The 24,713-nt window shown below is 67.9% G+C and carries 19 protein-coding genes and 2 tRNA genes; 5 read left to right on the top strand and 16 right to left on the bottom strand.

The window, feature by feature from the left end; translation table 11 throughout:
• Positions 1-11: 11 nt before the first annotated feature.
• The 14 genes from ACQPWW_RS06620 to ACQPWW_RS06555 form a co-directional block, all read right to left on the bottom strand.
• On the bottom strand, positions 12-1,088 hold the full coding sequence (locus ACQPWW_RS06620; RefSeq protein WP_433130159.1) for a serine/threonine protein kinase: 1,077 nt from the start codon (positions 1,086-1,088) through the stop codon (positions 12-14).
• Between the two features lie 510 nt (positions 1,089-1,598).
• The gene (locus ACQPWW_RS06615) at positions 1,599-3,074 is read right to left on the bottom strand and encodes a tyrosine-type recombinase/integrase (RefSeq protein ID WP_433130157.1); all 1,476 of its coding nucleotides are present in this window, start codon (positions 3,072-3,074) and stop codon (positions 1,599-1,601) included.
• The gene (locus ACQPWW_RS06610) at positions 3,071-3,472 is read right to left on the bottom strand and encodes a hypothetical protein (protein ID WP_433130154.1); all 402 of its coding nucleotides are present in this window, start codon (positions 3,470-3,472) and stop codon (positions 3,071-3,073) included. Before ACQPWW_RS06610 ends, ACQPWW_RS06615 begins: the two co-directional genes overlap by 4 nt.
• 17 nt (positions 3,473-3,489) lie before the next feature.
• Positions 3,490-4,362 carry a DUF2637 domain-containing protein gene (locus ACQPWW_RS06605; RefSeq protein WP_433130152.1) on the bottom strand — a complete coding sequence of 291 codons (873 nt, stop codon included), beginning with the start codon at positions 4,360-4,362 and terminating at the stop codon, positions 3,490-3,492.
• Between the two features lie 381 nt (positions 4,363-4,743).
• The gene (locus tag ACQPWW_RS06600; RefSeq protein WP_433130150.1) at positions 4,744-5,631 is read right to left on the bottom strand and encodes a replication-relaxation family protein; all 888 of its coding nucleotides are present in this window, start codon (positions 5,629-5,631) and stop codon (positions 4,744-4,746) included.
• Positions 5,632-7,029: 1,398 nt separating this feature from the next.
• A complete protein-coding gene (locus ACQPWW_RS06595) occupies positions 7,030-7,482 on the bottom strand; it encodes a SitI3 family protein (RefSeq protein ID WP_433130148.1) in 453 nt (150 codons plus the stop codon).
• Positions 7,483-7,492: 10 nt separating this feature from the next.
• On the bottom strand, positions 7,493-7,891 hold the full coding sequence (locus ACQPWW_RS06590) for a hypothetical protein (protein WP_433130146.1): 399 nt from the start codon (positions 7,889-7,891) through the stop codon (positions 7,493-7,495).
• A 158-nt stretch (positions 7,892-8,049) separates the two neighbouring features.
• On the bottom strand, positions 8,050-8,568 hold the full coding sequence (locus ACQPWW_RS06585) for a DUF6244 family protein (protein WP_433134174.1): 519 nt from the start codon (positions 8,566-8,568) through the stop codon (positions 8,050-8,052).
• Between the two features lie 155 nt (positions 8,569-8,723).
• Positions 8,724-9,035, bottom strand: coding sequence for a hypothetical protein (locus tag ACQPWW_RS06580; RefSeq protein ID WP_433130144.1), 312 nt, complete (start codon positions 9,033-9,035; stop codon positions 8,724-8,726).
• The gene (gene amcA, locus ACQPWW_RS06575) at positions 9,032-9,292 is read right to left on the bottom strand and encodes a multiple cyclophane-containing RiPP AmcA (RefSeq protein WP_433130142.1); all 261 of its coding nucleotides are present in this window, start codon (positions 9,290-9,292) and stop codon (positions 9,032-9,034) included. The genes ACQPWW_RS06580 and amcA overlap by 4 nt, the downstream gene beginning before the upstream one ends.
• Positions 9,293-9,642: 350 nt before the next feature.
• Entirely contained in the window at positions 9,643-10,527 is an 885-nt protein-coding gene (locus tag ACQPWW_RS06570) for a phosphotransferase (protein WP_433130140.1), read from the bottom strand.
• Positions 10,528-10,534: 7 nt separating this feature from the next.
• Positions 10,535-11,896, bottom strand: coding sequence for a hypothetical protein (locus ACQPWW_RS06565; protein WP_433134172.1), 1,362 nt, complete (start codon positions 11,894-11,896; stop codon positions 10,535-10,537).
• 372 nt (positions 11,897-12,268) lie between these two features.
• The gene (locus ACQPWW_RS06560) at positions 12,269-13,915 is read right to left on the bottom strand and encodes a DUF262 domain-containing protein (RefSeq protein ID WP_433130138.1); all 1,647 of its coding nucleotides are present in this window, start codon (positions 13,913-13,915) and stop codon (positions 12,269-12,271) included.
• Between the two features lie 490 nt (positions 13,916-14,405).
• Positions 14,406-14,481 (bottom strand) — tRNA-Lys (locus ACQPWW_RS06555).
• Between the two features lie 263 nt (positions 14,482-14,744).
• On the opposite strand from ACQPWW_RS06555, the gene ACQPWW_RS06550 reads away from it, so the two are divergent.
• Genes ACQPWW_RS06550 through ACQPWW_RS06540 form a run of 3 tightly spaced genes read left to right on the top strand, consistent with a single transcriptional unit; the run spans position 14,745 to position 18,339 of the window.
• Positions 14,745-15,347, top strand: a complete 603-nt coding sequence (locus tag ACQPWW_RS06550) for a DUF4956 domain-containing protein (RefSeq protein ID WP_433130136.1) — start codon at positions 14,745-14,747, stop codon at positions 15,345-15,347.
• Positions 15,344-16,165, top strand: coding sequence for a polyphosphate polymerase domain-containing protein (locus tag ACQPWW_RS06545; RefSeq protein ID WP_433130134.1), 822 nt, complete (start codon positions 15,344-15,346; stop codon positions 16,163-16,165). The genes ACQPWW_RS06550 and ACQPWW_RS06545 overlap by 4 nt, the downstream gene beginning before the upstream one ends.
• Entirely contained in the window at positions 16,162-18,339 is a 2,178-nt protein-coding gene (locus ACQPWW_RS06540) for a CotH kinase family protein (RefSeq protein WP_433134170.1), read from the top strand. The genes ACQPWW_RS06545 and ACQPWW_RS06540 overlap by 4 nt, the downstream gene beginning before the upstream one ends.
• Before the next feature lie 84 nt (positions 18,340-18,423).
• Here the strand turns inward: ACQPWW_RS06540 and ACQPWW_RS06535 are convergent, their stop codons facing one another.
• Positions 18,424-21,408, bottom strand: a complete 2,985-nt coding sequence (locus ACQPWW_RS06535) for a glycoside hydrolase family 3 C-terminal domain-containing protein (protein ID WP_433130132.1) — start codon at positions 21,406-21,408, stop codon at positions 18,424-18,426.
• Positions 21,409-21,804: 396 nt separating this feature from the next.
• On the opposite strand from ACQPWW_RS06535, the gene ACQPWW_RS06530 reads away from it, so the two are divergent.
• Positions 21,805-22,851 (top strand): J domain-containing protein, encoded by a 1,047-nt coding sequence (locus ACQPWW_RS06530; RefSeq protein WP_433130130.1) that lies wholly within the window; start codon positions 21,805-21,807, stop codon positions 22,849-22,851.
• Between the two features lie 147 nt (positions 22,852-22,998).
• On the opposite strand, the gene ACQPWW_RS06525 is transcribed toward ACQPWW_RS06530, so the two are convergent.
• A tRNA-Lys gene (locus ACQPWW_RS06525) sits at positions 22,999-23,074 on the bottom strand.
• Positions 23,075-23,262: 188 nt separating this feature from the next.
• Here ACQPWW_RS06525 and ACQPWW_RS06520 point away from each other — a divergent pair.
• Entirely contained in the window at positions 23,263-24,528 is a 1,266-nt protein-coding gene (locus tag ACQPWW_RS06520; protein ID WP_433130128.1) for an Ig-like domain-containing protein, read from the top strand.
• The last annotated feature ends 185 nt before the right edge of the window (positions 24,529-24,713 follow it).

Raw genomic sequence — 24,713 nt, 5'->3', positions numbered from 1 at the left:
ACCCGGACACGCTATCTTCCGTAGCTGTCCCGTCGCCGACGTGCCGCGTTGTGCCAACGAGAGACCCAGTCAGCGCTGAAGTCCGCCCGCTTCGAGAGTGAACCGGCGGTGGTGGACCTCGGCATACCCGCACTTACCTCAGATCCTGTGCTGCTGCCTCCACCGGTCGTGGCGAACGCCAGCACGGGGACCGGCTCGGCCGCCCAATCCTCGACGTAGTCGCGGATTTCCGCCGGCAACGGCAGTCCGGCCTCACTCGCCAGGGGAACCGCGTAATCGGTCAAATGATCTAGTGCGGTGCGGAACACCGTCAACGCCGTTGGACGGTTCTTCGGGTCGTTGGCCAGGCAGGACTCGACAAGCTCGTAAAGCGGCTCCGGCACCCCATCCAGGTCCGGCGTCATACCCATCAGCCGTTCAACGACCGTGCAGGTCTGGAACGGTGTCCTCCCTGTCGTCACCCACACCAGCACCGCGCCCAGAGCGAAGACATCGGACTTCTCGGTCGCGGCTCGTGGGTCAAGCAGATGCTCATTCGCGCAATACTGGTCGCTGCCGAAGAACTTCGGCTCGGCGGTGATCCCGTCACCGGTGACCGACCGAGAGATCCCGAAGTCGATGATCTTCAGCCCGGTCTGCTCGACCAGGATGTTCTGTGGCTTCAAGTCGCGGTGCAGGATCCCCTTGGCGTGGATTTCGGCCAGCGCCTCGGCCAGCCCTGTCGCCAACCACCAGGCCGGCAGCACATCGAACGCTCCGTACTGGTGCACCAGTCGGTGCAGCGGCGGCGCATGCACGTACCGCATGGCCAGCCAAGGCGGGCTGTCCTGCCCTCCAGAGTCGAACAAGTCCGCGGTGTGGACACCCGCCATCTTTTCGATCAGCGTGATCTCGCGGCAAAAACGCTGCCGCCAAATATCAGACTTCCCGTACTCGGACTTGAAGATTTTGACAGCGGCCGCATCGGGAATGTCCGGGCGGAAGCCGAGAAAAACGGTGCCGAAACCGCCTTCGCCGAGTAGATGGGTGAGTCGGAAGCCGCCACACTCTGTCGGGTCGAAATCCCGCAGGGGCTGCCACGGCATCATCCATGTACCCCTGTCTGCCGAACTGGTCCATTTCTGCCCCGGGCCGGGCATGTGTCCGACTACCCTACAGCGCCCGCTGTGGCCGGTTCCGTGTCGCCATCGACAGCCATGTCGGTTCTCCACAGTAGGGGAGACTCGCCGTCCGACTGTTCGGCCGATCGGCGCGTCTGGGGTAGCCGGAACTCCAGCGAGTCGCCGGAATCGTCATCGTCCGACGCCGGGCTGACATCTTGGGCGACGCTGTAGGCCGCTTGGGCGACCTGCAACTTCGCCTAGCGCCACCCACCATAGGGGGTGGGTTATGCGCCGCGGCCCTGTGGTGGACGGGGAACGTCGACGACGTCCCGGCGAGGGCGTACCGGGACGTCGTCTAGCGAACACCGGTATCAGTCGGGGTCGCTGAACGGGGGCGAGGGCCCGGACCACGCCACAACAGGCAGTGGGGCCTCGGGCAAAGGGCGTCGCCGGACAGGGCCAGTCTGTATTCGCCCCACCACGGACGCCGACACACTACGCCGACTGGATCCCGCGGTCGCGGCGCCGGGGTACAAGGGCCGCAGTGGCTTCGGCTGCGGCGTGGGATAGCTCGGGTAGGACGTCGCCGTAGAACTTGGCGGTGAAGTGGGGGCTGGAGTGGCGGAGCCGGTTGGAGATGATTTTCATCTGGACTCCGGCGGCTAGTCCCATGGTGGCGGCACCGTGGCGGAGGTCGTGGAGCCTGATGGGTGGCAGCCCGGCTTGCGTGGCGAGGTGGTGGAAGTGGTCGGTGACGTCGGCAGGGTGGAGCCGACCACCGGTGGGCGTGGTGAACACGAGCCCGGTGGTGGTCCAGGCAGCGCCGGCGGCGAGGCGTTCACGGTGTTGCCGGGTGCGGTGGGCGCGCAGCACAGCGACGGTCTCAGTGTCGAGAGCGACCGCGGCCTCGCTGTCGGTGGTTTTCGGAGTGTCGATGGCGGTGGCCCAGCCGTGTTGGACGAGTTGCCAGCGAACGGTGAGGATGGCTGCGTCGAGGTCGAGGTCGTCCCAGTGCAGGCCGCAGGCTTCGCCGCGGCGGAGGCCGGTGAAGGTGACGAGGTGGTAGAGGGCGTAGAGCCGGTCGCCGGCGTCGTGGGTGTGGTCGAGGAATCTGCCGGTGTGTTCGGGGGTCCAGATCATGACGGGGCTGGGGGTTGTGCCGGTGTCGTGCCAGGTGCGGATGCGTTGGTCGGTCCAGACGGTGGGCTTCGGTGGGCGGGCTGTGGGTAGTTCGACCATGAGGGCGGGGTTGGTGTCGACGTAACGGTGCCGGCGCATCGCGTCGTTGAGGGCCTTGCGCAGGGTGGCGTGGATGAGGTGCAGGGTTCGGGGGCCGACGATCCGCTGGTTCTTGACCTGGTCGCGTTGGGCGGGGTCGCGGCTGGAGCGCAGGGCGGCGATGGTGGTGTTGCGTTCGGCGATGGCGTCGTACATGGCGTCGATGTGGCCGGGGCGGAGCCGGTCGATGCGCAGGTGGCCGAGGTGCGGGATCAGGTACAGCCGGATGTGCCCTTCGTAGGAGCGCAGGGTGCCCGTCTTGATGTTCTTGCGTCCGGCGAGCCAGTCGGTCAGGTACGCCTGCATAGTGGGCAGTTCGGTGGGGGTGATGTCCAGGTGCAGCGCCCGCCGGATCTGATCCGGGGTGGGGATGGGCGCGCTAGTCTTGACGGCGGTCTCGATGAGGTCGCCTGTCTTGACGGTGGTGTGCGGGTCGGTGGGATCTGGGACGGCGAGCACCGCCCGGATGCGGTCCAGGACGGCGTCGGCGCCGGCCTGGGTGGCGTGGGGGCCGTGACGGAGTGGACGGCGGGTGCCGTCGGCGCGGGCGGGCACTTCGATCTGCCAGTGCCAGTGGCCGTGGGTGCGGGACCAACCGCCGCCGGGCCGGCGAAGCTGGGGACAGGAACGTCCCAGTCGCCGGCCCGTGACGCTGTCGCGGCAGCCGCAGCGTTTGAAGGTGGATCCCTTCACTCATCGTCTCCTGGATGCTTCGTATGGTGCCGCCAGCGGTGCCGGGTGGAATCCGCTGGCGGCGGGGTCAACGCATCCACGCTCACCTTCGCATCGGCTTCAAGTCGCCGGCCGCTGGTTCCGTTGGGTTCGAGTTGGAGAAGGTGGAGCAGGGCGGCTACCGGGACGATGATGCGGCTACCCGCCCGGATCAGCGGTATGGGGAACTGGTCGGTGGCAGCGAGCCGGTACGCCTGGGATCGGCTGATCCCGAGCACCGAAGCGGTGGTGGCGAGGGTGGTGGTCACGCCGAGGGCACGGATGCGCTCGATCGTCCACACCTGCCCGACGCTGGGCGCGGTGGTGCTGTCGGTCGTCGTGCGGGTTGTCTGGTCAGCGGGGTTCGTTGGGCTGTTCATGATCAGGCTTCTCCTGGTTATGAGATGGATGGCTGTGCGGTAGGAGCGGGGTAGTTGTCGGGGTCGACCGGCGCAGGGGTGGCTGCTCCGCCACCATCGGGCCGCTCCGGTGACAGAGGCGGCGACGTCGGGTTGGTCGGCATGACCGGGCTCGGGATCAGTCCGGGTCGTGCCGACGACTCGACTTTGAGGGTCTTGAGCAGTTCGGATATTCGGGTGTTGGACACGGTGTGACCGGCAGCGCGGAGGGCTTCGGCGAGCGCTGCCCGGGTCAGTGCCTGACCGTCTGCGGCGAGCCGGTCCCGGACCTTTCGCGCCGCTGGCAGCAGCTCGGCCACCGCGCGGGACGGCTGCGGGGACGGTCCCCGGTCCGCTCGCCGCCGCCGTTCCCGTCCGCCCCCGTGACGACGAGCATCCGATGAGCGGACGGTCCGGTTGCTGGACCGCTCCCCCGCCGTGACGGCGGACCGCACGGTCTCGTCCGGTCCGCGGTCCGGACGGGTCCATCCGGCCTCACCCGGTCGGCAGTGCACAGCCGCCACGGCAGGGGCGGGCGTGGCGGTACTGGTCCGGCCAAGGGCGATCTTGACCATGACGAGGAAACCGAGCGCGGGTACGGCGGCGGTGATCCACCCGATGACCGAGGGTTCGGCCTCGACGACCTGCGCCGCCAGGGACAGGGTGACCGCACACGCCAGCACGGTGGCCGGGAACACCGTGGAGGTGTGAGCGCGTTTGCGGCGGCGTAGTTCCAGGCCGGAGGCGATGGACATCAGCTCCAGGACGATCGCGTCGGCCCAAGCCAGCCAGCCGGGTTGGCCGTGCGCAGCGGCGACGTTGTGCACGTGGGTGAAGCTGGCCGCCCCCGCTGCGCCGCCAATGGCCAGCATGATGACGACCTGGACGACGCCCTCGACGCGGCTACCCCGCAGCCCCGGGTTCGGGTCAGTGGCCGGTGCCGTCGTGGCCCATCACCTCCTCGACCCGGACCGGAACAACGACCCGTCCGCCTGTCACAAGAGGCCGGACCGGATGGCGGACCGACCCGGCGTCGGACAACCATCGGGACGGGGACCGCACGCCGGCCGTGGACCGTCCCCCGCAGACGCGGGACCGGGATGCGGTCCCGCGGCTGTGGGAGCGGACGTTCGGTGCTCTCACAGATCTGTCAACACCTGCCATGCCGCTCAGAACAGATCCGTGACAGACGCCGGCCGTTGCTGTCCGATCCGCAGCGGAGGTACTGTCCGCCGCCGTCGTGTCGTCGCCAATCACGCGGCCTCACCCGCCCGGCTGGAGACGTCAACGACGTAACCGGCCAAATCAGCCAGCCGCAGCCGCTGCCCTTCCCCGCCGGCCACGGCCCACACCGCCTCCGCTGGGCCCAGGCCGGCCGTCACGGCGTGGTCGCGAGCACCGGTAGCAATCGGCACCGACAGCGGCACGTCGGCCAGCACACGGCGCAGGTTGCGCTCCCGGGCGGCCGAGTGCACCCAGAACAACACCGGCCACATCCGCCCGAGCGTGCCGAACAGCTCCTGATAGCCGTCCACCTTGCCGGTCAGAATCGACAACTGCTCGGCACCGGTGTCGTACTCGACAAAGAACGGCACCTCTGCGCCACCGTCGACCCACCGGCCGTAGCCGTCCGGGCGCACCCGCGGCTGATACGCCCGCACCAGCCCCGGATCCTGCCGGCTGGTGAACGTACCGGCGCGCTGGCACACCGCCTCCGGCAACCACTCCACCAGACCTTCGCCCGGACGGGTGCGGGCGTGCCCGGCCAGGTCGGTGAAGAAGCCGTTCACCCCGAGGCGGTGGGTGAGGCTGCGGGTTGAGGTCCAGCGTCGCCGCTCCACCCGGGCGTGGTCACGCCGTGGTGGGCGTTCGTCCCGGCTGGCCGCGACGACTTCAGCGCCGAGCTGGTCGATGACGTAGTGGTACGGGTACGAGCCGCCGTCGGCCCGCTGCGGCCGGAACCGGGCCACCAACCGCAACCGGTGTAGGGTCCGCAGCCGCCGTTGACAGAAGTCCAACGACGGGAACAGGGCGTTCGCGATCTGGAACGACGTCAACACGCCGTGGTCGTACAACCAGCCGAGCAGCACACGGTCACGGCCGGTCAGCTGGGACTGGACCCGAAGGACCAGATCATCCACGGGCATTCACCTCCTGTCCGGGTACGGGTTGCCGGGCCCAGGGGGAGAGACCCGAGACCAGGCAGGGTCTGTCGCAGGACAAGCCGACGTCGCTGACAGACGGACTGGCCTGCGGTGTGAGAGGAAAGAGGGGGTCGGTTCGGGGGTCCGGCTGAAGACTGACGTCAACGCTGACGGCAAGCCCGACCCTCGAGCGGGGGCCAAGCCGGAAACTGTCACCGCCACCGGGCCGAATCCCGAGGCGATGCGGAAGTCGTGGAAAAACACGTCAGGTACTCCTTGTCGAAAGATCTGAACGGCGCCGTGGACCACGGCTGGGGAAACGACGTGGAGGGCCATGTGCATCGCCCTCGCACCGAAGTGAGGTCGGCCGGCGATGGTCGCCTGCCGGGTCGCAGGGAGGCCCGGCAAGGTGGACCGCCCGGGAAGTCGCGCTGTTAATCACTGTTGAGGAGTCAACGAACACCCTGCGCAGCGCACGGATAGACCCAAGACGGGTCAGGGCAGCAGTCATCGCCACGACCGTGACCGGCACGATCGTGGACACGAAGATGGACAGCGACAGGGACGCGAACCGGCGGGCTCACATTCGCTTCCGGCAACCGGAGGCAACTGTTTCGGACAGGGACACTTCCGCCGGTAGCGCAGCACACCGCTGCGGCCGGACTGGCGTCGGCTCAACCTGCCGGGAGAAGATCCTTCATGGCGGTCCTCCTGTCACTCGGTCGGCGCCCCAACGACCAGACCGGCGCACCAAGCGACAACGACGAGGAAAGGCCCTTACGGGCGACCATTCCTCGACCAGTCGGCCCGGCGAACAAGCTCGCCCACAAGGGGAACGTTCCTCCAGTACCTCTCGGCCAGACCGACGCTGTCAAGCAAGTCAACCCAGACGATCCAAGGCCTCGGCACGCCCTCGACGGGGCACAGCGCCGGACCATCTTCGCCAGCCCGTCACCTGCCATAACGGTTCCCTCCGTCCCCACGACCCGACCGTCCCAGCCAGCCACGCCTACTGGAGAGCCGGTCAAGATGGGTGGCTTTGACCGGAAAGTCGATCGCGTCTAGAGCACCTTGTGATGACGGACACAGAGTCCTCATGTTCGCCGACACCGCCAGCCTCAGCCAGTCCAGGTTCTGAGAGATCAGAGATCGTCCCACCAGTGCTCGGGGCGATCCCGCGACGCCGGCGGTTGGGGTCGGTCATCATGTCCTGCGGATAGATCTCGGCCGGATCATCCTGGCTCCGCGATGCGACGAGGCAGCCGACGACCTCACCGTCCAGGATGGCAATCGCACGGTCCATGCCGCCCCCGGCCGGCCGACGAAGTCCTTGCGTCTGCGGGCGTCAGGGTCGAGGCCTTTGCGAGTCGCGGAATAGGCAGGCCGCCGAGCCTCTTACCGGCTGAGAAGATCGTCCTCGCCGTGCACGCTCCACCAGCTCAGTGCGTGCCTGCGCAGCGTTCCCGAGAAGCGGGTCAGCAGCAGCCAGTCGGCGTCGAGGATCAGCGCGGCGTCCTCCGACCGCTGATCTAGCACCCGGGCCACGGACGCCAGCATCTCCCGCGTCGCCCGGTCGGAGGATTCGCTATTAACCAGCCGGAAGCCGATGGTGACATACCTCTCCGGTTCCCACTCCCACATCGAGCCGTCACCATCTTCGGCCTCGAAGTAGCCGTGGGCTCCGGCGTGGATGCTCACCGTGTAACCGCACCGATCGCTGAGGTCCGCACTCAACACCCGAGGCCTGCCATCTACCGCCGACTCCTCAACACCTTCCGGAGCGACGACACCGGCCAGCACATCGAGAGGAATGTCGCCGGCCAGCGTCAAGCGGTACTCAGTCGCCATAGATAGCCCTTCAGTCTCGTCGCAGGATCTGGATTATCGCCCCGCTGCGCGTCACCGCCACCAGTTCCTTCAACCCTGCGATCGGCCAGTCGTCGAACTGTCTCTGCAACGCCGGGAGATCGCCACGCCAGTCGTGGAGGTTGACCACCACCCGTTGAGTCTGCTCGCTAGTGATCTTGTCGGATACCCCGCTCCACACGCCTCGCACGCTCTTCGCCGGCATCGGGGAGTAACAGTCGAAGACGTGTCCCTCGATCAGGTAGTCGGGATCCTTGCCCGGTTTCCCAGAATCACCGGTACCGAGCCGGGCGTCAGCGATCTCCTGTCGGGTCGGGTTCTGGTGGAGTCGGTACCCCTCCGCAGCGACGGTAGCGGCGCACTGGTTCTCCAGTTCCAGGGAGCGCCGCACGCGTGCGTCTTCCCTCGGAGGAATCCGGGTACGCCGGCCGGTAGGCGAACCGCCGCGCTCTCCGGTCGGCTTGCGCGTCCATGGCGTCGTCACGCCCCTGCCGGGGGATGGCGTGTTAACCGAGGCAGGGCTGGTCGGTACGGCACCGCCAGCCCCGCTCAGTTTCCCAACTGTCGTGCCTCGGCGATCGCCGCGTCCACCGCCTGGCGTGTGGTGGCGGTGCGCTGAACCAGCATCACAAGCACCTGTTTGACGCTCTCCAGACCTTGTATCAGCGGCCCCGGCTGCCCTCCCTGCAAAACCCCGACGACAAGCTGCTGCGCCTCACCGACCTGGGTGATCGTGGCGGCCGTCTGGTCACGGATACCGTCGACCGCACTCTGGACCGGAGTCAGCCCGCTGATCGTCTCCCCCGGACTGGCCTGCTTCGGGACAGCAGCGGCCACCTTCGCGGCATCACCGACAGCCCCGGCGAGGCCGCCCAGTCCACCCCGGATGGTGGCGATGGCCCCGCGAACCCGCGCCACCCCGGCAGCGACCGCTGCGAACCCGGCACCCGCCGCGCGCAGCGCGATCTCCTGCGCCTGCTGATCAGCAGCGGCAGCCAGATCCTGCGCACGCTCGACGCCGGCAGCCAGCGTACGTAGCTCCGTAGTGATCTTCTCGACATGCGACACGCGGCCGGATTCCTCCACCTGACGACGAGAGCTCAGGAGGTCGAACCTACCGGCACGGCACCGACGTCACCAGACGTCACGGAGGAATAGGCGATCAGTGGTCGCGGCCGAGAAGGCGGTAGAAGGAGAGAGCGGTGAGACGCGGGAGATCCCGGTCAGCGCGGCGATTCAGCCCCACTGTGGTGTCGGGCGGACCAGCCGAGGAACCGGGCGAACAGGCCTTTGACATCGCCGCCGGTGCTCGGATCGAGCTGGTGGAGGTCGTCGATGGCCTCATGGAGCAGGCCGGCCAGGTATAGGAAGAGACCGACTCTGTTGTCGCGGTACTCGGCGACCAGTACGAGCCGCGCCCGTCCGCAGGGCCAGGGCTGCCCGCAGCGGCGACACAGCCAGAGCGGACGCAACGGCAGATGCTCCGCCGGCACGGGCCGGTGCTGCCCGGCAGTACCGGTGCCGTCCGTACTCATCGGCGGCGGCACTTCCGCGCCTGTTGCTCGAACAAGACCCGCCAGACGTGCGTCAACAGCGGCGGGTCGGCCGAACCCGGTCCCACCGCCGTCGGGACCACCGCTGCGCGGTCTGTCGCCAGCTCGCCGGTCACGGCGTACCGCGACACGTACACCGTCATGGCCGACCCCCGGCCGATGCCGTCCTCGGTGCGCGGTGGGCTTGCCGGCGTACCGGCAAGCCCACCGCCGTCGGCCAGCGGCTGGGAGCAGACCACCGGTCACCCGTCCACGCAGCCCTGCTGGCGGTACGCGAACGGGGAGTCACCCGTGCGGTCGACGGAGTGCCCGGCGCGAGCACTTGCCGGTGCGTCGGGTCGCGTTCCGACCTGTCGCCAAGTGGCACGTCCATCTGGGTCTCCCTGGCGTGACATTGCCGCTGGCCCGTCGGCGCGCATTGGGGGTCAGGATGGTCCTGGACCGTTCCGCCGACGTGTTCCTGACGTCCACGATCGCTGGCGGCACTGGCCGGAGACAGACCCAGCGTGGTGGGCCACGGTGGGCCTCACCGTGTCTCGCCTGAGCCAATGCAGAGAGGACACACGGTGCCCGCCCTGCAAGACTCGGCTCAGAGGATGTGCCAGCGGCGGAGTTCCGATGCGTCGTCGACGAGGCCCGCGATCCGGTGGTGCACCTCGTCGGCGGCCTCGGTCCCGGGCCGGGATTTGCGAGCGTTGGTGGCGATCATCTGCAGCTCACGGAGCTGGCACAACTCTTCAAATCTCGGCCAGGATGTGGCATCCCAGCCGTAGGCGGCGGTGAAGCCGGCGAAGGCATCGGGACCGGGCGGGTCGAACCGGCGGCAGTGGACAGCGACCGTGGCGATGTCCCACTCCCGGGGCCCGAGGGCGGCGCCGTCCCAGTCGGCCAGTACGGGCGTGCCGTCGAAACGCCGGAGTGCGTTGCGGATCTGCGGATCGGATTGGATCATGCTCATGCCGCGGGGAAACCGCATCGCCTCCCAGCCGGCGGCCAGCGCCTCGAGCCGGCCCATCAGCAGATCCTGTTCCTTGCCGTTAAGGATCTCCGAACGGGTGACGGCTCGCTCGATGCCGTGGATCGGTCGCAGTGAAGGCAGCGGCACCGGCGGAGCGGGCAAGGCGTGTAGGTCCCGGAGAAGGCTTCCGAGTTCGGAGACGGTGATCGGGTCGTCGTGTGCTGGGCTCAGACGCTGCCAGACCGTAACGGCGTACCCGCCCACCCGCATCGGCTGGGACACGCCCGGATGAAGGCCCACTGTGGGGAAACCTCGGGCCACCAGCCAGTCGACCACGGCCACCATCCCGCGCACCCGTTCTAGGTCATGATCGCCCGGGGCGATCTTGACGACCACCTCACCGACCGCGTAGACGGCATTGGTGTGGTGCCTCAGCAGGATCGCGTTCGAGTCGGGATAGCCGAGGAGACGACACACCTCGGCGAGCACCGGTCGAGTGCGCGCCTCGATGAACATGGGGCTCCTAGGGACCGAGTGCGGCTGTGGTCCCAAGACTACGGGCGCGCTCGCGGCACGCCCGTAGATAATCCGTCAAGCTGGCGACCTCGCCGCGCCCGTTTTTCTCGGGGATCGCCGTGGCCACGTCGGTGGCCCTGGTCAGGATGATCTCCGTACGCTGCGTCTCGTGCAGGTCCGCGACGGCATCATGCGCGGTCAGCGCCGCTTCGGTCGCCCGCCGGTCCTGCGCGAGGCACATCGATCGGTCCAGCGCGATGAGCGCCACGTCGATCGGTACGGCCGGAGCCGCGCCGTAGAGCCGCAATGCCTCGTCCTGGAGCCGGTACGCCTCCACCGTGTCACCGAGCCAGGTGTATGCCCCGGAGAGGTAGAACAGCAGCCGTTTCCCCGGAAACCTGAACGCCACGTCGGTGTCTTCGTCGCCAGCCTGATCGAACAGCCGCCGTGCCTGATCGATAGCCGACCGCGCCTGCTCGATGGCGCCGATCCGGGCCAGAGCACGCGCCCGGCCCGCCGCTGCCAGGGCGCCCGACGCCGATGCGTTCGACGTCACCGCCAGAGCCGCATCTGCAAGGGCGACGGTTTGGGTTGGATCCCCGAAGTAGTACGGCAGCATCGCCGCTTGGGCCCGCGCGAGCACCCTGAAACGAGTATCCCCGCTGTCGTCCGCCGCGTGGATCGCCGTGCCGTACCACCGTCGAGCCTCGGACACGTCTCCGAGCCTCATCAACGCATCAGCGCACATCGTCGCCAGCAACGCCGCCACCCCGGACAGCCGGGACTGGACTGCCGCCGGCTGCCGCCGAAGCGACAGTGCCTGGACCTCTCGGCAATCGGCAGCCAGTAGCGAAAGCATGATCTGCGGCGAAGCCGAGGGGTAGAGCCTCATATGCTCGCCCGCAGCTTGTTCAATCAGCTCAAGCTGCCGAGGAGCGACACTCGCCGCTGCCAGAGCCCCGTCCAGTCCCAGTCGGAGTCTGACCAGATTGCTGACCTCGACGCGGGCGGCGGCACCGGCCGGCGATCGGTCCGCTTCACCATCCACAGCCAAGCGGTCGGGGTCGCGAGGCACAACGATGTCCTCGTCGCGCCCGAGTCCCGTAGCCGGACGCGGAATGTTCAGACCGGCTGCGATCCGTTCCAAAACCTCGTAGGCCGTGACCTGGCGGACGCCTTTGGCGATTTCAGCAGCGCGGTTGGGCGAGACGCCAACAAGTGTCGCAATCCGGCCGTATGACACGCCCCTGGCGTGGAGGAAGTGGAAGACCGCGGTGATGTCGCGCCGCCGCAGAAACTCACTGATCGGTCGACCGTTCCAAAGCCCCGAACTCCACCACTCGGGATCCACCTGCGCGGCCACGAGCACCTCCGACCGGACGACGACCACCTGCCAGCACAGCGCATCCGCGCCGTCACATCAAGTCAATGACGGCCGAGTCGACAGCCCATCCAGAGTCGACGCGCGGAGAAGCATCCGGAAGACCCACGATGAGCCCTCACGGTGTTCTGACGGGATCAAGCGCAGGCTCCGGAGCGCCCCGCCGCACGCGCGCTACCGCGAACATCCAGGCCTGCCTCGTCCTGCATTACATTCCGGCCGAAGCGCATCCAGGAGACAGCTCACTTTTGCGGTGATCACAAATCGAAACGATGGCCACCGCGTCACGCATGTCGCCGTCTACGCCGTTCGATATCAGCGGCTGTTGCGGCATAGCATCGACGAGTGAGCCCAATCGCTTCATAGACGCCAGAGCTCCTTCAGATGCGCAATCAACTCTTCCTGTCGCTGACCAAGCACCTGTGGCGTCCAGGCACCGTGTTGAATCACCTGGGTAGTCAATGGAAAAGGCGAGGTGCCCGATCCGCCGGTGAAGTACCCCTTCTTCTTCTCGTCGAATTCACGGTTTCCGGCTTCCGAGTTCTTTCTCCGATTCAGGAGTACGAGGTTAGCCAGACGGTGCACCCAGTAGGCCCGCTCAGTATCGGTGAAATCCCTGAGCCATTGACTGCCCGCCTTGGGATTCTGCGGCAGGACGTGTTCGACGGAAATGGTGGCGTGATTGTAGTTGGCACCACCCGATGACAACTTACTATCAAGCCGGAGCATCACGTAGAGGCGCAGGCGAGTGACGCTGTAGATCTCGCCTCCCAAGAGGTCAACCGTCTTCGCCATCTCGTTCTCGCTCAATTGAAGCGGACTCGTTGGTGACGTTAGGTCGTCGCCGTTCTGGATGGCAGTGAGTACACGACCGTACCGTTCTATGCGTTGTGTGACATCTAAGCGTCGGACATGCATGCTGGCGGCTAGCCGGTCGAGGTCGCGGGTGAATGCAAGGATTGCTTTCGGGTCACCGCTGCGCCGACTGAAGTAACTCATCCCAGGCGGGATCCAGTCGATATTGTCCAGTAGCTGCAGCGCTGTCAGCAGATCGTTGACCTCATCTGCGCATTCATCTGATTGGTAAGCCGAGCGGCTAACCGCTTGAAAAGCCTCGGCATAAGGCACCAGCACCTGATTGATAAACTGGCGTGGATCCGGCACCTGAGTCAGGACTGCCGAGCGAAACTCCTTCAGAATCGCTTCTCGCGCCTTAGTCTTTGCGTAGATCATGCGGATATGTGCAAAAAGATCAGCGAAATCCTCTCGGCCGAGGTCCTCCTCCTGACTCTCCCAGGTAGCGGTGTAGGCGGCCTGGGCATCTGAAGGAACGGCACCGATGATCTCGGACTTGAGGATGTCGCTATGAGTCAAGCTCAGGCCACGTTCGTTCAGGACGGTGAAAATCCGATACGCAGAGTCGAAATCCTGGGTTGCCACTACGACAAGGTAGGTGTATCCGTCAACGAACTGGACCAGCCGTCGGCGCTCTTCATCACTCAGGTCGGCGAGCCGGTCCCGAAAAAGGCGAGCGTTGGCGACGAGGTTCCGCCGACTGTCGGGAAGGCCCTTGGTCGCGATCTCGTCGAGCCTTGCCATCGAATCGAGGTCCAGAATCTCCTTCTCGAAGAACGGCTGATCCTTGTTGCGCAGAGCCAGGCGCGGCTGGTCCGATAACCCTCGGATCGGATCACCGTGCTGGAAGATCCTCCGGTAGAGCGCTGCCGCAAAGTCGTCCGGGAGGAAGAGTCGGACTACGCTGAGTAGCGTCATCAAGGTGGTCAGGCGCTGTTGTCCGTCGACAACCTCCGACTCAGGATGGCCCTCCCTCTTCACCAGAACGATGCTGCCGAGAAAATAGGGATCCGAGTCTTCGAGTTTGTGTTCGCAACGTGCTGCGGCCAGAAGGTCCTCCAGCATCTCGCCGGCCTGCTCCTCGGTCCACGCATACGGACGCTGGTAGCGAGGAATGCTGAACCTGTAGGCATCGGTGAAGATGTCCCCCACCGGTCGCTCTGCTGCTTGAATTCTGGTACCAGCCATGCTGACAGCTCACCTCCACCGCGGGCAACACATGGGCGCGAGGAGGGAGTGTGCCACGTTCACTTTCGCCGCGGGCTTGATCGCATACGGCAATCCAGCTCAGCGAATCCGTATCGACACGTAAATCCTAGGAATGTTCGTTAGTTCCTCTTGCGCATCATGCGCGCACTGACGCACGGGTGACACGCGCGGAATTGTTACGGACGAGATCAAGGATCAGGTAGTGATCCTCTTCGGCGTGGTGGCGGCGGCGCACACCAAGGGCTCTCGCCCATCCGGTCCATCGACCGAGTACCGGACAGTGTCGTGAGTCGCCCGCCCACGCGAACCGCGCCGCGCCCACCGGCAGCCCGCCCGGTCCAACGGCTCCCGAGCACCCAGCGAGCGGCCCGCCCACCGTCGACGTACACGAAAAAGGCCCCGGTGTGAACCACCAGGTCAGGGCCTTGATCGTTGGTGCGCCGCCAGGGACTCGAACCCCGAACCCGCGGATTAAGAGTCCGCTGCTCTGCCAGTTGAGCTAGCGGCGCTCGCCGGCAACGGGAAGAGACGTTAACACCGCCCCGGGCGGACGTGTCGGCGACCCCATGCCTGCGGGCCGGCCGGTCGGCGCACACACCGCCATCTCCGAAACTTTCGGCGGCCATTAGGAGCAGGATTCCCTTGCGGGAAGCCAACTCCCTGCCTACCCACCCCGTAGACACATTGACACTTACCGATGGACTCCTTACAGTCACCAAACATATACCGAAAGTTTACCGGAACTGCCTGGTGACCAGGAGGAACCCAAGAGATGTCGCAGCTCGTCCTGTTCGCAATCGACATCTGCGCGGTGGCGCTGCTCGTCTTCGGGCTCTACTTCCCGCGGCACCGCCGACGCGATCTGGTCGTCGCCTACCTGGGGGTCAACGTCGGCGTCCTCGCGGTGGCGAGCGCACTGAGCGCCAGCGACGTCGGCGCCGGGCTGGGGCTGGGGCTAGCGCTGTTCGGGGTGCTCTCCATCATCCGGCTCCGGTCGACGGAGCTCGACCAACACGAGGTCGCGTACTACTTCTCCGCTCTCGCGCTCGGCATTCTCGGTGCGCTCAGCACCACCTCGGTCTGGCTCAGCGGCGGCCTGATGGCGCTCATCGTCGCGGTGATGTTCGTCGGCGACCACCGGCGGTTGCTCCGGCACTACCGGCACCAGATCATGGTGCTCGACTCCGCCGTCACCGACCATGTCGCTCTCGTCGCCCAACTGGAGCAGCTGCTCAACGCCCGGGTGCACACCGCCACCGTGCAACGACTCGACATGGTCAACGAGACGACCGTCGTGGACGTCCGGTACTCGGTCGCCGGGCGTAGCGGGGCGGCGAGGACCAGCAAACCGGCGCGGGCTGGAGCGGCCCGATGAGCCCGTCGCCGCTGGCGGGGCTTGCCCCGATCGCGCTCGCCGAGCTGATCGAGCGGGCCGCCCTGCAGTGCCGGGTGGACCGCAAGTACGTGGTCGCGGTGGACGAGGTGCCGCACCTGCTGGACCAGCTCACCCCGTACGCGCGGGTGCTGGACATCGGCGGCCAGCGCGTCTTCGCGTACGAGTCGGTGTACTTCGACACGCCATGCCTGGCCAGCTACCACTGCGCGGCGTACCGACGGCGGAGGCGCTTCAAGGTACGGACCCGCACCTACCTCGACTCCGCCCAGTGCTGGCTGGAGGTCAAGATCAGCGGGGCGAGAGGGCTTGTCACCAAGCACCGGCTGCCCTACCTCGCCGAGGACCGGCACACCGTCCGGTCCGGGCGCGGGTTCGTGGACGAGGCGCTCGTCCGGGAGTCGATCTGGCCCGACGTCGCCGCCAGTCCACTTGAGCCGGTGCTGACCACCAACTACCGCCGCAGCACTCTGCTGCTGCCGGCGACCGCGAGTCGGGTCACCATCGACACCGAGCTCACCTGGCACGACGGTGACCGCACCCTGCGGCTGCCCGGCATCGCCGTGGTCGAGACCAAGACCAGTTCGGCCGCTTCGCTTGTCGACCGCATGCTGTGGCAGCGCGGGATCCGACCCGTCCGCATCTCGAAGTACGCCACCGGCCTCGCGGCGCTGCGCCTGGACCTGCCCGACGTGCCGTGGCGACGGACGTTGCGCCGCCACTTCCGCGCCAGCCCGCCTCTGGTGGGTCCGGCGTCGACCGTCCCCACCCGATCAGAACAGGAGGCATCGTGCGCATGACCGTCCGCAGCACCCGTGTTCCGGCGGCCTTCCGGGCCGCCGGGATCACCGCCGCCACCATCCTCGTCGCGGGCCTCCTCGTGGTGTCGTCACCATCGGCGGGCGCCGAGCCGCTCACCGGCGCCCACCCGGTGGCCGGTCCGCCCGCCGGCCCCGACGCCGCACACTCGTCCACCGGTTGGACCGGCACCAGCCCGGACAGCGACACCGCAGCCGCTGACGCCCTCGCCGCGGCGACCGCGGCGGACCTGGTCGGCGACATCGTCTTCTCCGTTCCCAGCGGCACCTTCCGGGGGGAGGTAGCGGTGACGCTGAGCAGCACGGTCAGCGGCGCACAGATCCGCTACACCACGAACGGCACGCCGCCCACCGCCCAGTCGTCGCTCTACTCGGGCTCGGCGCTGCGCTTCACCCGGACCACCCAGCTGCGGGCACAGGCGTTCGTCGGTCAGACGCCGACGGGTGCGCCCGGCACCGCCATGTACGCCGCCCAGAACGTCACCACCGCCCACGACCTGCCGGTGGTGCTTATCGACTCGTACGGTGCCGGGCGGCCCGACCGCGAGTACCTCGACGCCACCACCATGATCTTCGAGCCGGGCGCCGGCGGCACCACCTCGCTGGCGGCTACCCCGACGGTCAGCACCCGGGCGGGTTTCCGGTTGCGCGGCAACTCGTCCGCGACGTTCGAGAAGACGCCGTTCCGCGTCGAGTTCTGGGACAACGAGGACGACGACGCCGACTACCCGGTGCTGGGCATGCCCGCCGACTCGGACTGGGCGTTGCGCGGTCCGTTCACCGACAAGGCGCTGATCCGGGAGGCGCTCGTCTACGACCTCGGCCGGGAGATGGGGCTGCCCGCTCCGCGCTACGCGTTCGCCGAGTTCTACCTCAACACGGACGCCGCTCCGGTGGGTGCCGGCGACTACCTGGGCGTCTACATGATCGTGGAAACGATCAAGAACTCCAAGGACCGCCTCGACCTCAAGCAGTTGGACTCCGACGACGTGACCCTGCCGAAGATCCAGGGCGGGTACATCTGGAAGTTCGAGTGGATGGCGGCCGAGGAGCCCACCTTGCCGTGCACCGGGCCGGCCGCCACCTGCTGGAACTACCTTGAGGTGGTCGACCCGTCGCCACTGCAACCGCAACAGCGCGACTGGCTGCGCGGTCACCTCCAGGAGTTCAACGACGTGCTGCACGGGTCGAACTTCGCCGATCCGACCACCGGTTACCGCAGGTACATCGACGTCGACTCGTTCGTCGACCTCATGATCGTCAACGAGCTGAGCCGGGAGATGGACGCGTACGTGCGCAGCTCCCACTTCTACAAGGACCGGGACAGCAAGATCTTCGCCGGTCCACTGTGGGACTTCGATCTGAGCTTCGGCGTCGGTGGGTTCTTCGCCAACGACCAGGTGACGGGCTGGCAGTACCAGCAGACCAGGCAGCCGTCGGCAAACGACTGGTTCGCCCAGTTGCAGCGGGATCCCGCCTTCGTCAACCAGGCCCGCTCGCGCTGGCAGACGCTGCGACGCGGCCTGCTCTCCGACTCCGCGTTGCAGGCTCGGATCAACGCTCTCGCCACCCCACTGATCAACGCCGCACAGCGCAACTTTCAGCGCTGGCCCAACCTGACGTCGCCGACTGTCAGCTTCTTCCGCACTCCGACCGCGCCCACCTGGCAGGGGCAGGTCCAGGTGATGCAGGACTGGATGCTGCGCCGCGCCGCCTGGTTGGACTCCACCGCCGGCTGGGGTGGGTCCGTCACCACGCCGCCGCCCTCCCCGACGACGCCGCCGCCGTCGCCCACGACCCCACCACCGTCACCCACGACGCCGCCACCATCTCCGACGACCCCGCCGCCGTCGGCCGGCTGCACCGCCACGTACTCGCTGACCAGCCAGTGGACCGGCGGGTTCCAGGGCGAGGTACGGGTCACCGCGGGGACGTCGGCGATCAACGGTTGGACCGTGACCTGGACCTACGCCAACGGGCAGAGCGTCACCCAGGCGTGGAACGCGACAGTCACCAGTCAGGGGTCCGCCGTCACCGCCCGCAACGTCGCCTACAACGGCGCCCTCGGCGCGGGCGCCAGCACCACCTTCGGTTTCCTGGGCTCGTCCACCGGCGCCCTCAGCACACCCACCCTGACCTGTAGCGCGACCCGCTGACCAGGTCACCAGCGCACGAGCCGCGCAGGCTTCGCGCGTGCCCGACCCGGGCCGGGACGACGATCGTCCCGGCCCGGGTTCCGGTCACCTGATCGAGAACTCGCTCAGCCGCAGCGGTGAGTCGAACACCAGGTACACGTCGTGGGTGCCGACGGCGCGGGCCAACTCGGCGCTGACGCTGACGTACCGGTAGTCGTCGCCGGTGCTGGGCACTGTGGCCGTGCCGAGCAGCCGGCCGGTGGGCGAGCCCAGGCGCACCTGGATCGTGCCGGCGTCCGCGCCGGCCCTGGCGACAGTGGCCGTGAAGGTGTGGGCGCCCGGACGCACTGCCGAACCGGCGAACGAGACCCACTGGCCCGCCGCTGTGGCGCCGACGGCAGTACCCCGCGCCTTCGTCTCGTCGACAAGCCGGACCCCGGCGTACCCGTCGAAGTTCTCCGCCCGGGTGGGACGGGACAGGTCCCGGGCCGGCACCGTCTCACCGCGTACCCGAACCGCGGCGCGCGCCCGGATGTCCTCGGCGGACGCCCCGACCATCAGGTCGTAGGTGGACGACTCGACCACCCACCGGCTGCGGGTGACGTCCCAGTGCGCCAGTTCGGCGGCGGGCAGCCGCAACGTCACGGTCCGGGTCTGCCCCGCTGCGAGTTCCACCCGCTGGAAGGCCTTGAGCTGACGGATCGGCGTCTTGACCCGCGAGGTGCGCTGGTGGGTGTAGAGCTGGACCACCTCGGACCCGGCCCGGCTGCCGGTGTTTGTCACATCGACGCTGACCGTGATGGTGCCGTCGGCCGCGACCGGCCGGTCGCCGGTGCGCGCCTGGCCGTAGCGGAACCGGGAGTACGACAGCCCGTGGCCGAACGGGTAGAGCGGCTTCGCGGTGCTGTACAGATAGGTCTGCCCGGACGAGATGATGTCGTACTCCAGCAGGTCCGGTGGCAGTTGCCCGTCCGAGCGGTACCAGGTCTGGGTGAGCCGACCGGACGGGTTGCGGTCGCCGAACAGGACGTCGGCCACGGCGTGCCCGGTCTCGGCGCCCGCGTGGGTGGTCCACACGATCGCCGGCACGTGCTCCTGCTCCCAGGTCATGGTGACCGGGTAGCTGGTCTGGAGCACCAACACCGTCCGGGGGTTGGCCTTGACGACGGCCTTGACCAGCGCCTCCTGGCCGGCGCTGAGGGCCGTGGAGGCGCGGTCGTGCGCCTCGCGCCCGTTGATGAACGGGTTGCTGCCCACGACCAGCACTGCGGTGTCAGCCGCTTTGGCCGCCGCCACGGCCCGGTCGATCCCGCTGCTGATCACCTCGCGGCTGAAGTGGGTCGCGGCAGCCGGGGTGGACGCGCCGAGCTTGAGCGCACCGTCGTCGCCGACCGTGACGTACTTCTCGGCGGCGAACCAGCTCTCCGTGGTCTCGTAGCCGACGTAGCGCAGCACCACGGTGCCGTCGTCCTGCGGCTCCAGCTTGAACTGCTGCTGCACGTACCAGCCGTTCGGCTGCTCGTCGCGGGTGATGAACGGCCCCCAGTTGTAGCCGAGGTACCGACCGTTGGCGGCGTTGCGCAGCGTCACCACATCCTGGCCCCAGTCGACAGCGTCGAACTGGGCGACGAGCGCCGGGGTGGCGCCGGTCCCGAGGACCGGGTCGGCGTCGGTGGTGCCGGTGGCCGAGACGTACCGGCCGGTCGCCGCGTCCTTCAGGGCGATCCGGTCCGCCCCGTCGAGCCCGCTGACGCTTGCGGAGTTGCCCAGCCGCTCGCGGATCCCGTCGAGCGCCGTCACCTGGTACGGCATGTCGGCGCCGTACCAGTCGGAGTAGAGGGTGTCGGCCAGCGGACCGAGCACTGCCACCTTGCGGGTCCGGGCCGGGTCCAGCGGAAGGGCCTGCCGGGAGTTCTTCAGCAGCACCATCGCCTCGCCGGCGGCCTGCCGGGCCAGCCGCTGGTGTTCCGGGCTGTTGATGACGTCCGGGGTGATGCCGCCGTAGCGGCCACCGCCCGGGTCGAACTCACCCAGCCGGAACCGCACGTTCAGGATCTCCCGGATCCGGGCGTCGATGTCCGCCTCGGTCAGCAGGCCGGTCGCCAGCGCCTGCTTGATGGCCGTCACAGTGGGTTGGGCGTTTGTGTCGTCGGTGATGAAGCTGTTGAGGCCGGCCTTGACGATCGCGGCGTTCGCCTCGGGCTGGGTGGCGTAGTAGCCCTGCGAGGCGACGAGGTTGTTCGGCGCCCAGGCGTCGGTGACGTTCATCAGCGGCTGATCCGTCCAGCCGCGTACCACAGTGGCCAGGTCCGGGTCCACGGTGGCGGGCCGTCCGTTTACCAGGTTGTACGAGGCCATCACCCCGGTCGCCGCGTCGGCGGCGATGGCCGGCCTGAAGGCCGCGCGGTCGTACTCGTTGAGCACCCTCGGCGGCACGTTCGACGAGGTCACGTCCCGCCGGACCTCGTTGTTGTAGGCCAGGTAGTGCTTCAGGGTCGGGGCACTCTTCAGGTGGTCCGGGTCCCCGCCGGTCATTCCCGAGCCGTACGCGGTGGAGATCTTCGCGGTGAGCAGCGGGTCCTCGGAGTAGCCCTCCTCGTTGCGGCCCCAGCGGGGGTCGCGCAGCAGGTTGACCACCGGTGCCCAGAGGTTGAGACCCCACACCCGGGGGTTCTGCGCGTGATAGCCGCGCGCCTCATCGCCGACGGCCGAGCCGACCCGGTTGATCAGGTCGGTGTTCCAGGTGCTCGCCATGCCCACCGGTTGGGGAAAGGTCGTGCCGCGGGCCTTGACGACAGCGCCGTTGTTGTCGATGTCGGTCGACCAGGCCACCCCGTGCAGGGCCTCGGTGCCGGTCTTGAACAGGCCGATGCCCAGCCGGGGAACGGCCGGCTGGTACTGGTGCAGCCAGGAGATCTTCTCGTCCAGGGTGAGCCGGCCGAGCAGGTCGTCGACCCGGGCGTCCACGGGCAGGTGTGGATCTCGGAACGGGTAGCTGGGATCGGCGAGCGCCGTGCCGGGAACGGCCGGTAGGGCCAGCAGGGCGAGCGCGAGCGCGGTGATTCCGCGCCGAAGGCGCCAGTTCCGCATGCGGTTCTCCTCGTGTCGTACGACCGGCGCCCGTGGGCGCCGAGACCGGCGTGACCAGGCTCGACACCCGGCTGCCGGGCCTGCACGACGGATCGTCGAAGCGCTTCGACGATCCGGCCGCGTCACCACGGCCATGATTAGGGTGATCCGCGCAACTATAGACGTGTGACGATTGATGCCGCCACCGGCCGGCGGACGGAAGTCGCGCGGGGCGGAGGGCTGGCGGTGGCCCGCGACCCGAGGGACGCGTGCGGCTCATGGCGCCCACCCATTGCTGCGGGCACGCACGCATCGACGGTGCTGTTACCATCGCCGCGGTGTACGAGATCCGATCATCCATGAAATCTGGCGGATGTCATGCCCGATAACGGACAGGATCCGTACACCGTTCTCGGAGTGACGCGTGAGTCGTCGGTCGCGGAGATTCGGGAGCGCTACCTCCTTCTCGTGCAGATCTGGCATCCGGACCGGCATCAGTCGAGCTCTGCGAGCGTCCGTGCAGAGGTCACCCAGCAGATGCAGCGGATCAACGCGGCGTACAAGCAGTTGAGAGATGCCCACGAGCGTGAGGCCCGTGCACGGCAGGACCGGGAGCGTCAGGCTCGCGAACGCCAGGACCGCGAACGGCACGACCGGGAGCGTCAGGCTCGCGAACGCCAGGACCGCGAACGGCACGACCGCGAACGGCAGGACCGCGATCGCGAGGACCGTGAACGCGAGGACCGGAAGCGCGAGGCCCGGGAGCGCAAGGATCCCGAGCGCCAGCGCAGGGAACGTCAGGCCCGCGAACGCGAGACCCGCGAGCGCGAGCATCCCAGGGCTCAGTGGACACACCCGAGCTGCACGGGTACGAGCCCGCAGGAAGCGCCGTCGAGCATGGCGTCAGCCGTTCACCCCATCGCCATCGCGCTTCGGTCTGGCGAGAGGGGATACACGCTTCGCGCGTATCTCGACGACCAACGGACCGAAGCGGCCTTTCTCGGCGCCCAGGGGCACCTGCTCCTGTTCAGATCCGTAGCCTCCATGCGTAAGTATCTGGCCAGGACCGACGCGCATGAGTTGGCCGACGTTCCCGATTGGGAAAGCGTCCTGGACCGGATCGGCGGCACCGAGACCGAGCCTGACGACGAAAACTGCTACGAGTTCGACCTCATCCTGCACAGCCTGCGATTTGCGCCGACGCAGTGGATCCCGGCCCTGTTCATCGCCAACCGCGACCTCATTCGGGAGCTCTCGGTGGCGTTCAGCATCGACGACGTGCTGACATTGCTGACCGTGGGCTCGCCGCTCGATCATCTCGACGACCTGTTTCGGAACGTGGACAGGCCGATCGCCGGATGGGGTGCGCGTCGCCAACTTGCCTCCCTGCAGGGAGGGCAGGCCAGCATCCTGTGGCGACGAGCGATCCGCGGGGTCGAGGAGCGCGTCCGCTGGCTACGCTGAGCCGCAGCCGCTGCCCCTCCCCGCCGGCCACGGCCCACACCGCCCCAGCCGGGCCCAGGCCGGCCGTCGCGGCGTGGTCGCGGGCCACCCTCAGCAACACCAAAAGGCTCTGACCCAGGGCGAATCCCCAGGTCAGAGCCTTTTTGCTGGTGCGCCGCCAGGGACTCGAACCCCGAACCCGCGGATTAAGAGTCCGCTGCTCTGCCAGTTGAGCTAGCGGCGCTCGTTCGGCAACGGAGAAAACATTAGCACCCCCGGAAGTGGGGCTCCAATCCGGTTACCCGACTCCCCCCTTCGGTCGAGCTTTGCGGGCAAAACTCCACAAACCGGCCAGCGCGCTCAAGACGGGGGCGTGGGTTGGGGCGGTGATGCGGCACGATGTCCGCCAGGTACGCGAGAACAGAGGTGGGGATGACACGGTTCACGCGAGCCGGGGCGGTGGTGGGCGCTCTGACTCTGGTGGCGTCGCTGGCACTGACCGGGTGCGGCGACAAGCAGAAGAAGCCGGCATTCGTCGGTGGGACATCGGCGGCGGACGCGGGCGCCGCACCTGGCTCGTCCGCGCCCTCGGCACCGACCACCCCGAGCACGCCCACGCTCACGCTGAGCCCGGCCGACGGCGCGAACAACCGGCCGGTGAGCACGGAGATCAGCGCGAAGCTCCCGGGCGGCGGGAAGGTTTCCGCGGTCACCCTGACCGCCGACGGGGGCGGCACGGTGGAGGGCAAGCTGCGCACCGACGGTTCCGCCTGGGTGCCGTCCGCCCCGCTGAAGTTCGGCACCCGCTACACGGCCACGCTGACGGCGAGCGCGGCCGACGGGACGAGCAGCCAGGGCACCAGCAGCTTCACCACGATGGCCAAGCCGAAGTCGACAATCGGGTCCGGCCTGTACCTCTTCGACGACAAGAGCTACGGCGTGGCCATGCCGGTGGTCACCGAGTTCCACCCGGGCATCCCGAAGAAGGACCGGGCGGCGGTGCAGAAGCGGATGTTCGTCCGCACCGATCCGCCGCAGCCGGGGGCCTGGCACTGGGTCGACAACGGCTCGCAGGCCTACTACCGGGCCCCGAAGTACTGGAAGCCCGGCACGACCATCTCGGTGCGGATCGCCCTGGCCGGGATGCCGCTGAGCAACGGCAAGTACGGCGACATGGACCGCAAGGCCACCGCCAAGATCGGCCGGTCGTTCGAGATGAAGGTCGACAACGCCAGCAAGAAGATGGCGGTGTACGAGAACGGCGCGCTGGTGCGCACCATCCCGGTGAGCCTGGGCAAGAAGAGCACGCCGTCGTCCAGCGGCACGATGGTCGTGATGGAGAAGAAGGAGGCCACGACCTTCGACACCCGCGACGACCCGGACCCGGCCAACCGCTACGTCACCGACATCCAGTTCGCCCAGCGGCTCACCTGGGGCGGCGAGTACATCCACGCCGCACCCTGGTCGGAGCACGTACAGGGCAGGCAGAACGTCTCCCACGGCTGCGTGAACGTGTCGATGGCCAACGCCCGGTGGCTGTTCGACAAGACGCGGATCGGTGACCCGATCACGGTGAAGGGCACCGAGCGCAAGATCGTCGCCGGCAACGGCTGGACGGCGTGGAGCCTGAGCTGGTCGGCATTCATCAAGGGCAGCGCGCTGCCTGTGCCCAGCGGTGGGGCCGGCCCGCTGCTCTGAGCCTGTCCGGCCGTCTCGCGCCGGTCCTGCCGATGGCGGGGCCGGCGCGTACTCTTGCACTCCGGCGAGGCGACGATGCCGCGGCGACCCCACCGCCCCCGCACGGAGAACGAGTCACGCTCACGAAACGCCGGATAGTAGCAAAAATCCGGCAGGATTCTCGGCGTGTTTCGGTTCACCCTCGG

Origin of the sequence: Micromonospora sp. CA-240977, assembly GCF_050942285.1 — a bacterium.
Lineage (GTDB): Bacteria > Actinomycetota > Actinomycetes > Mycobacteriales > Micromonosporaceae > Micromonospora.
The sequence above is the reverse complement of the archived record's forward strand: the minus strand, read 5'-3'. Positions and strand labels throughout refer to the sequence as shown.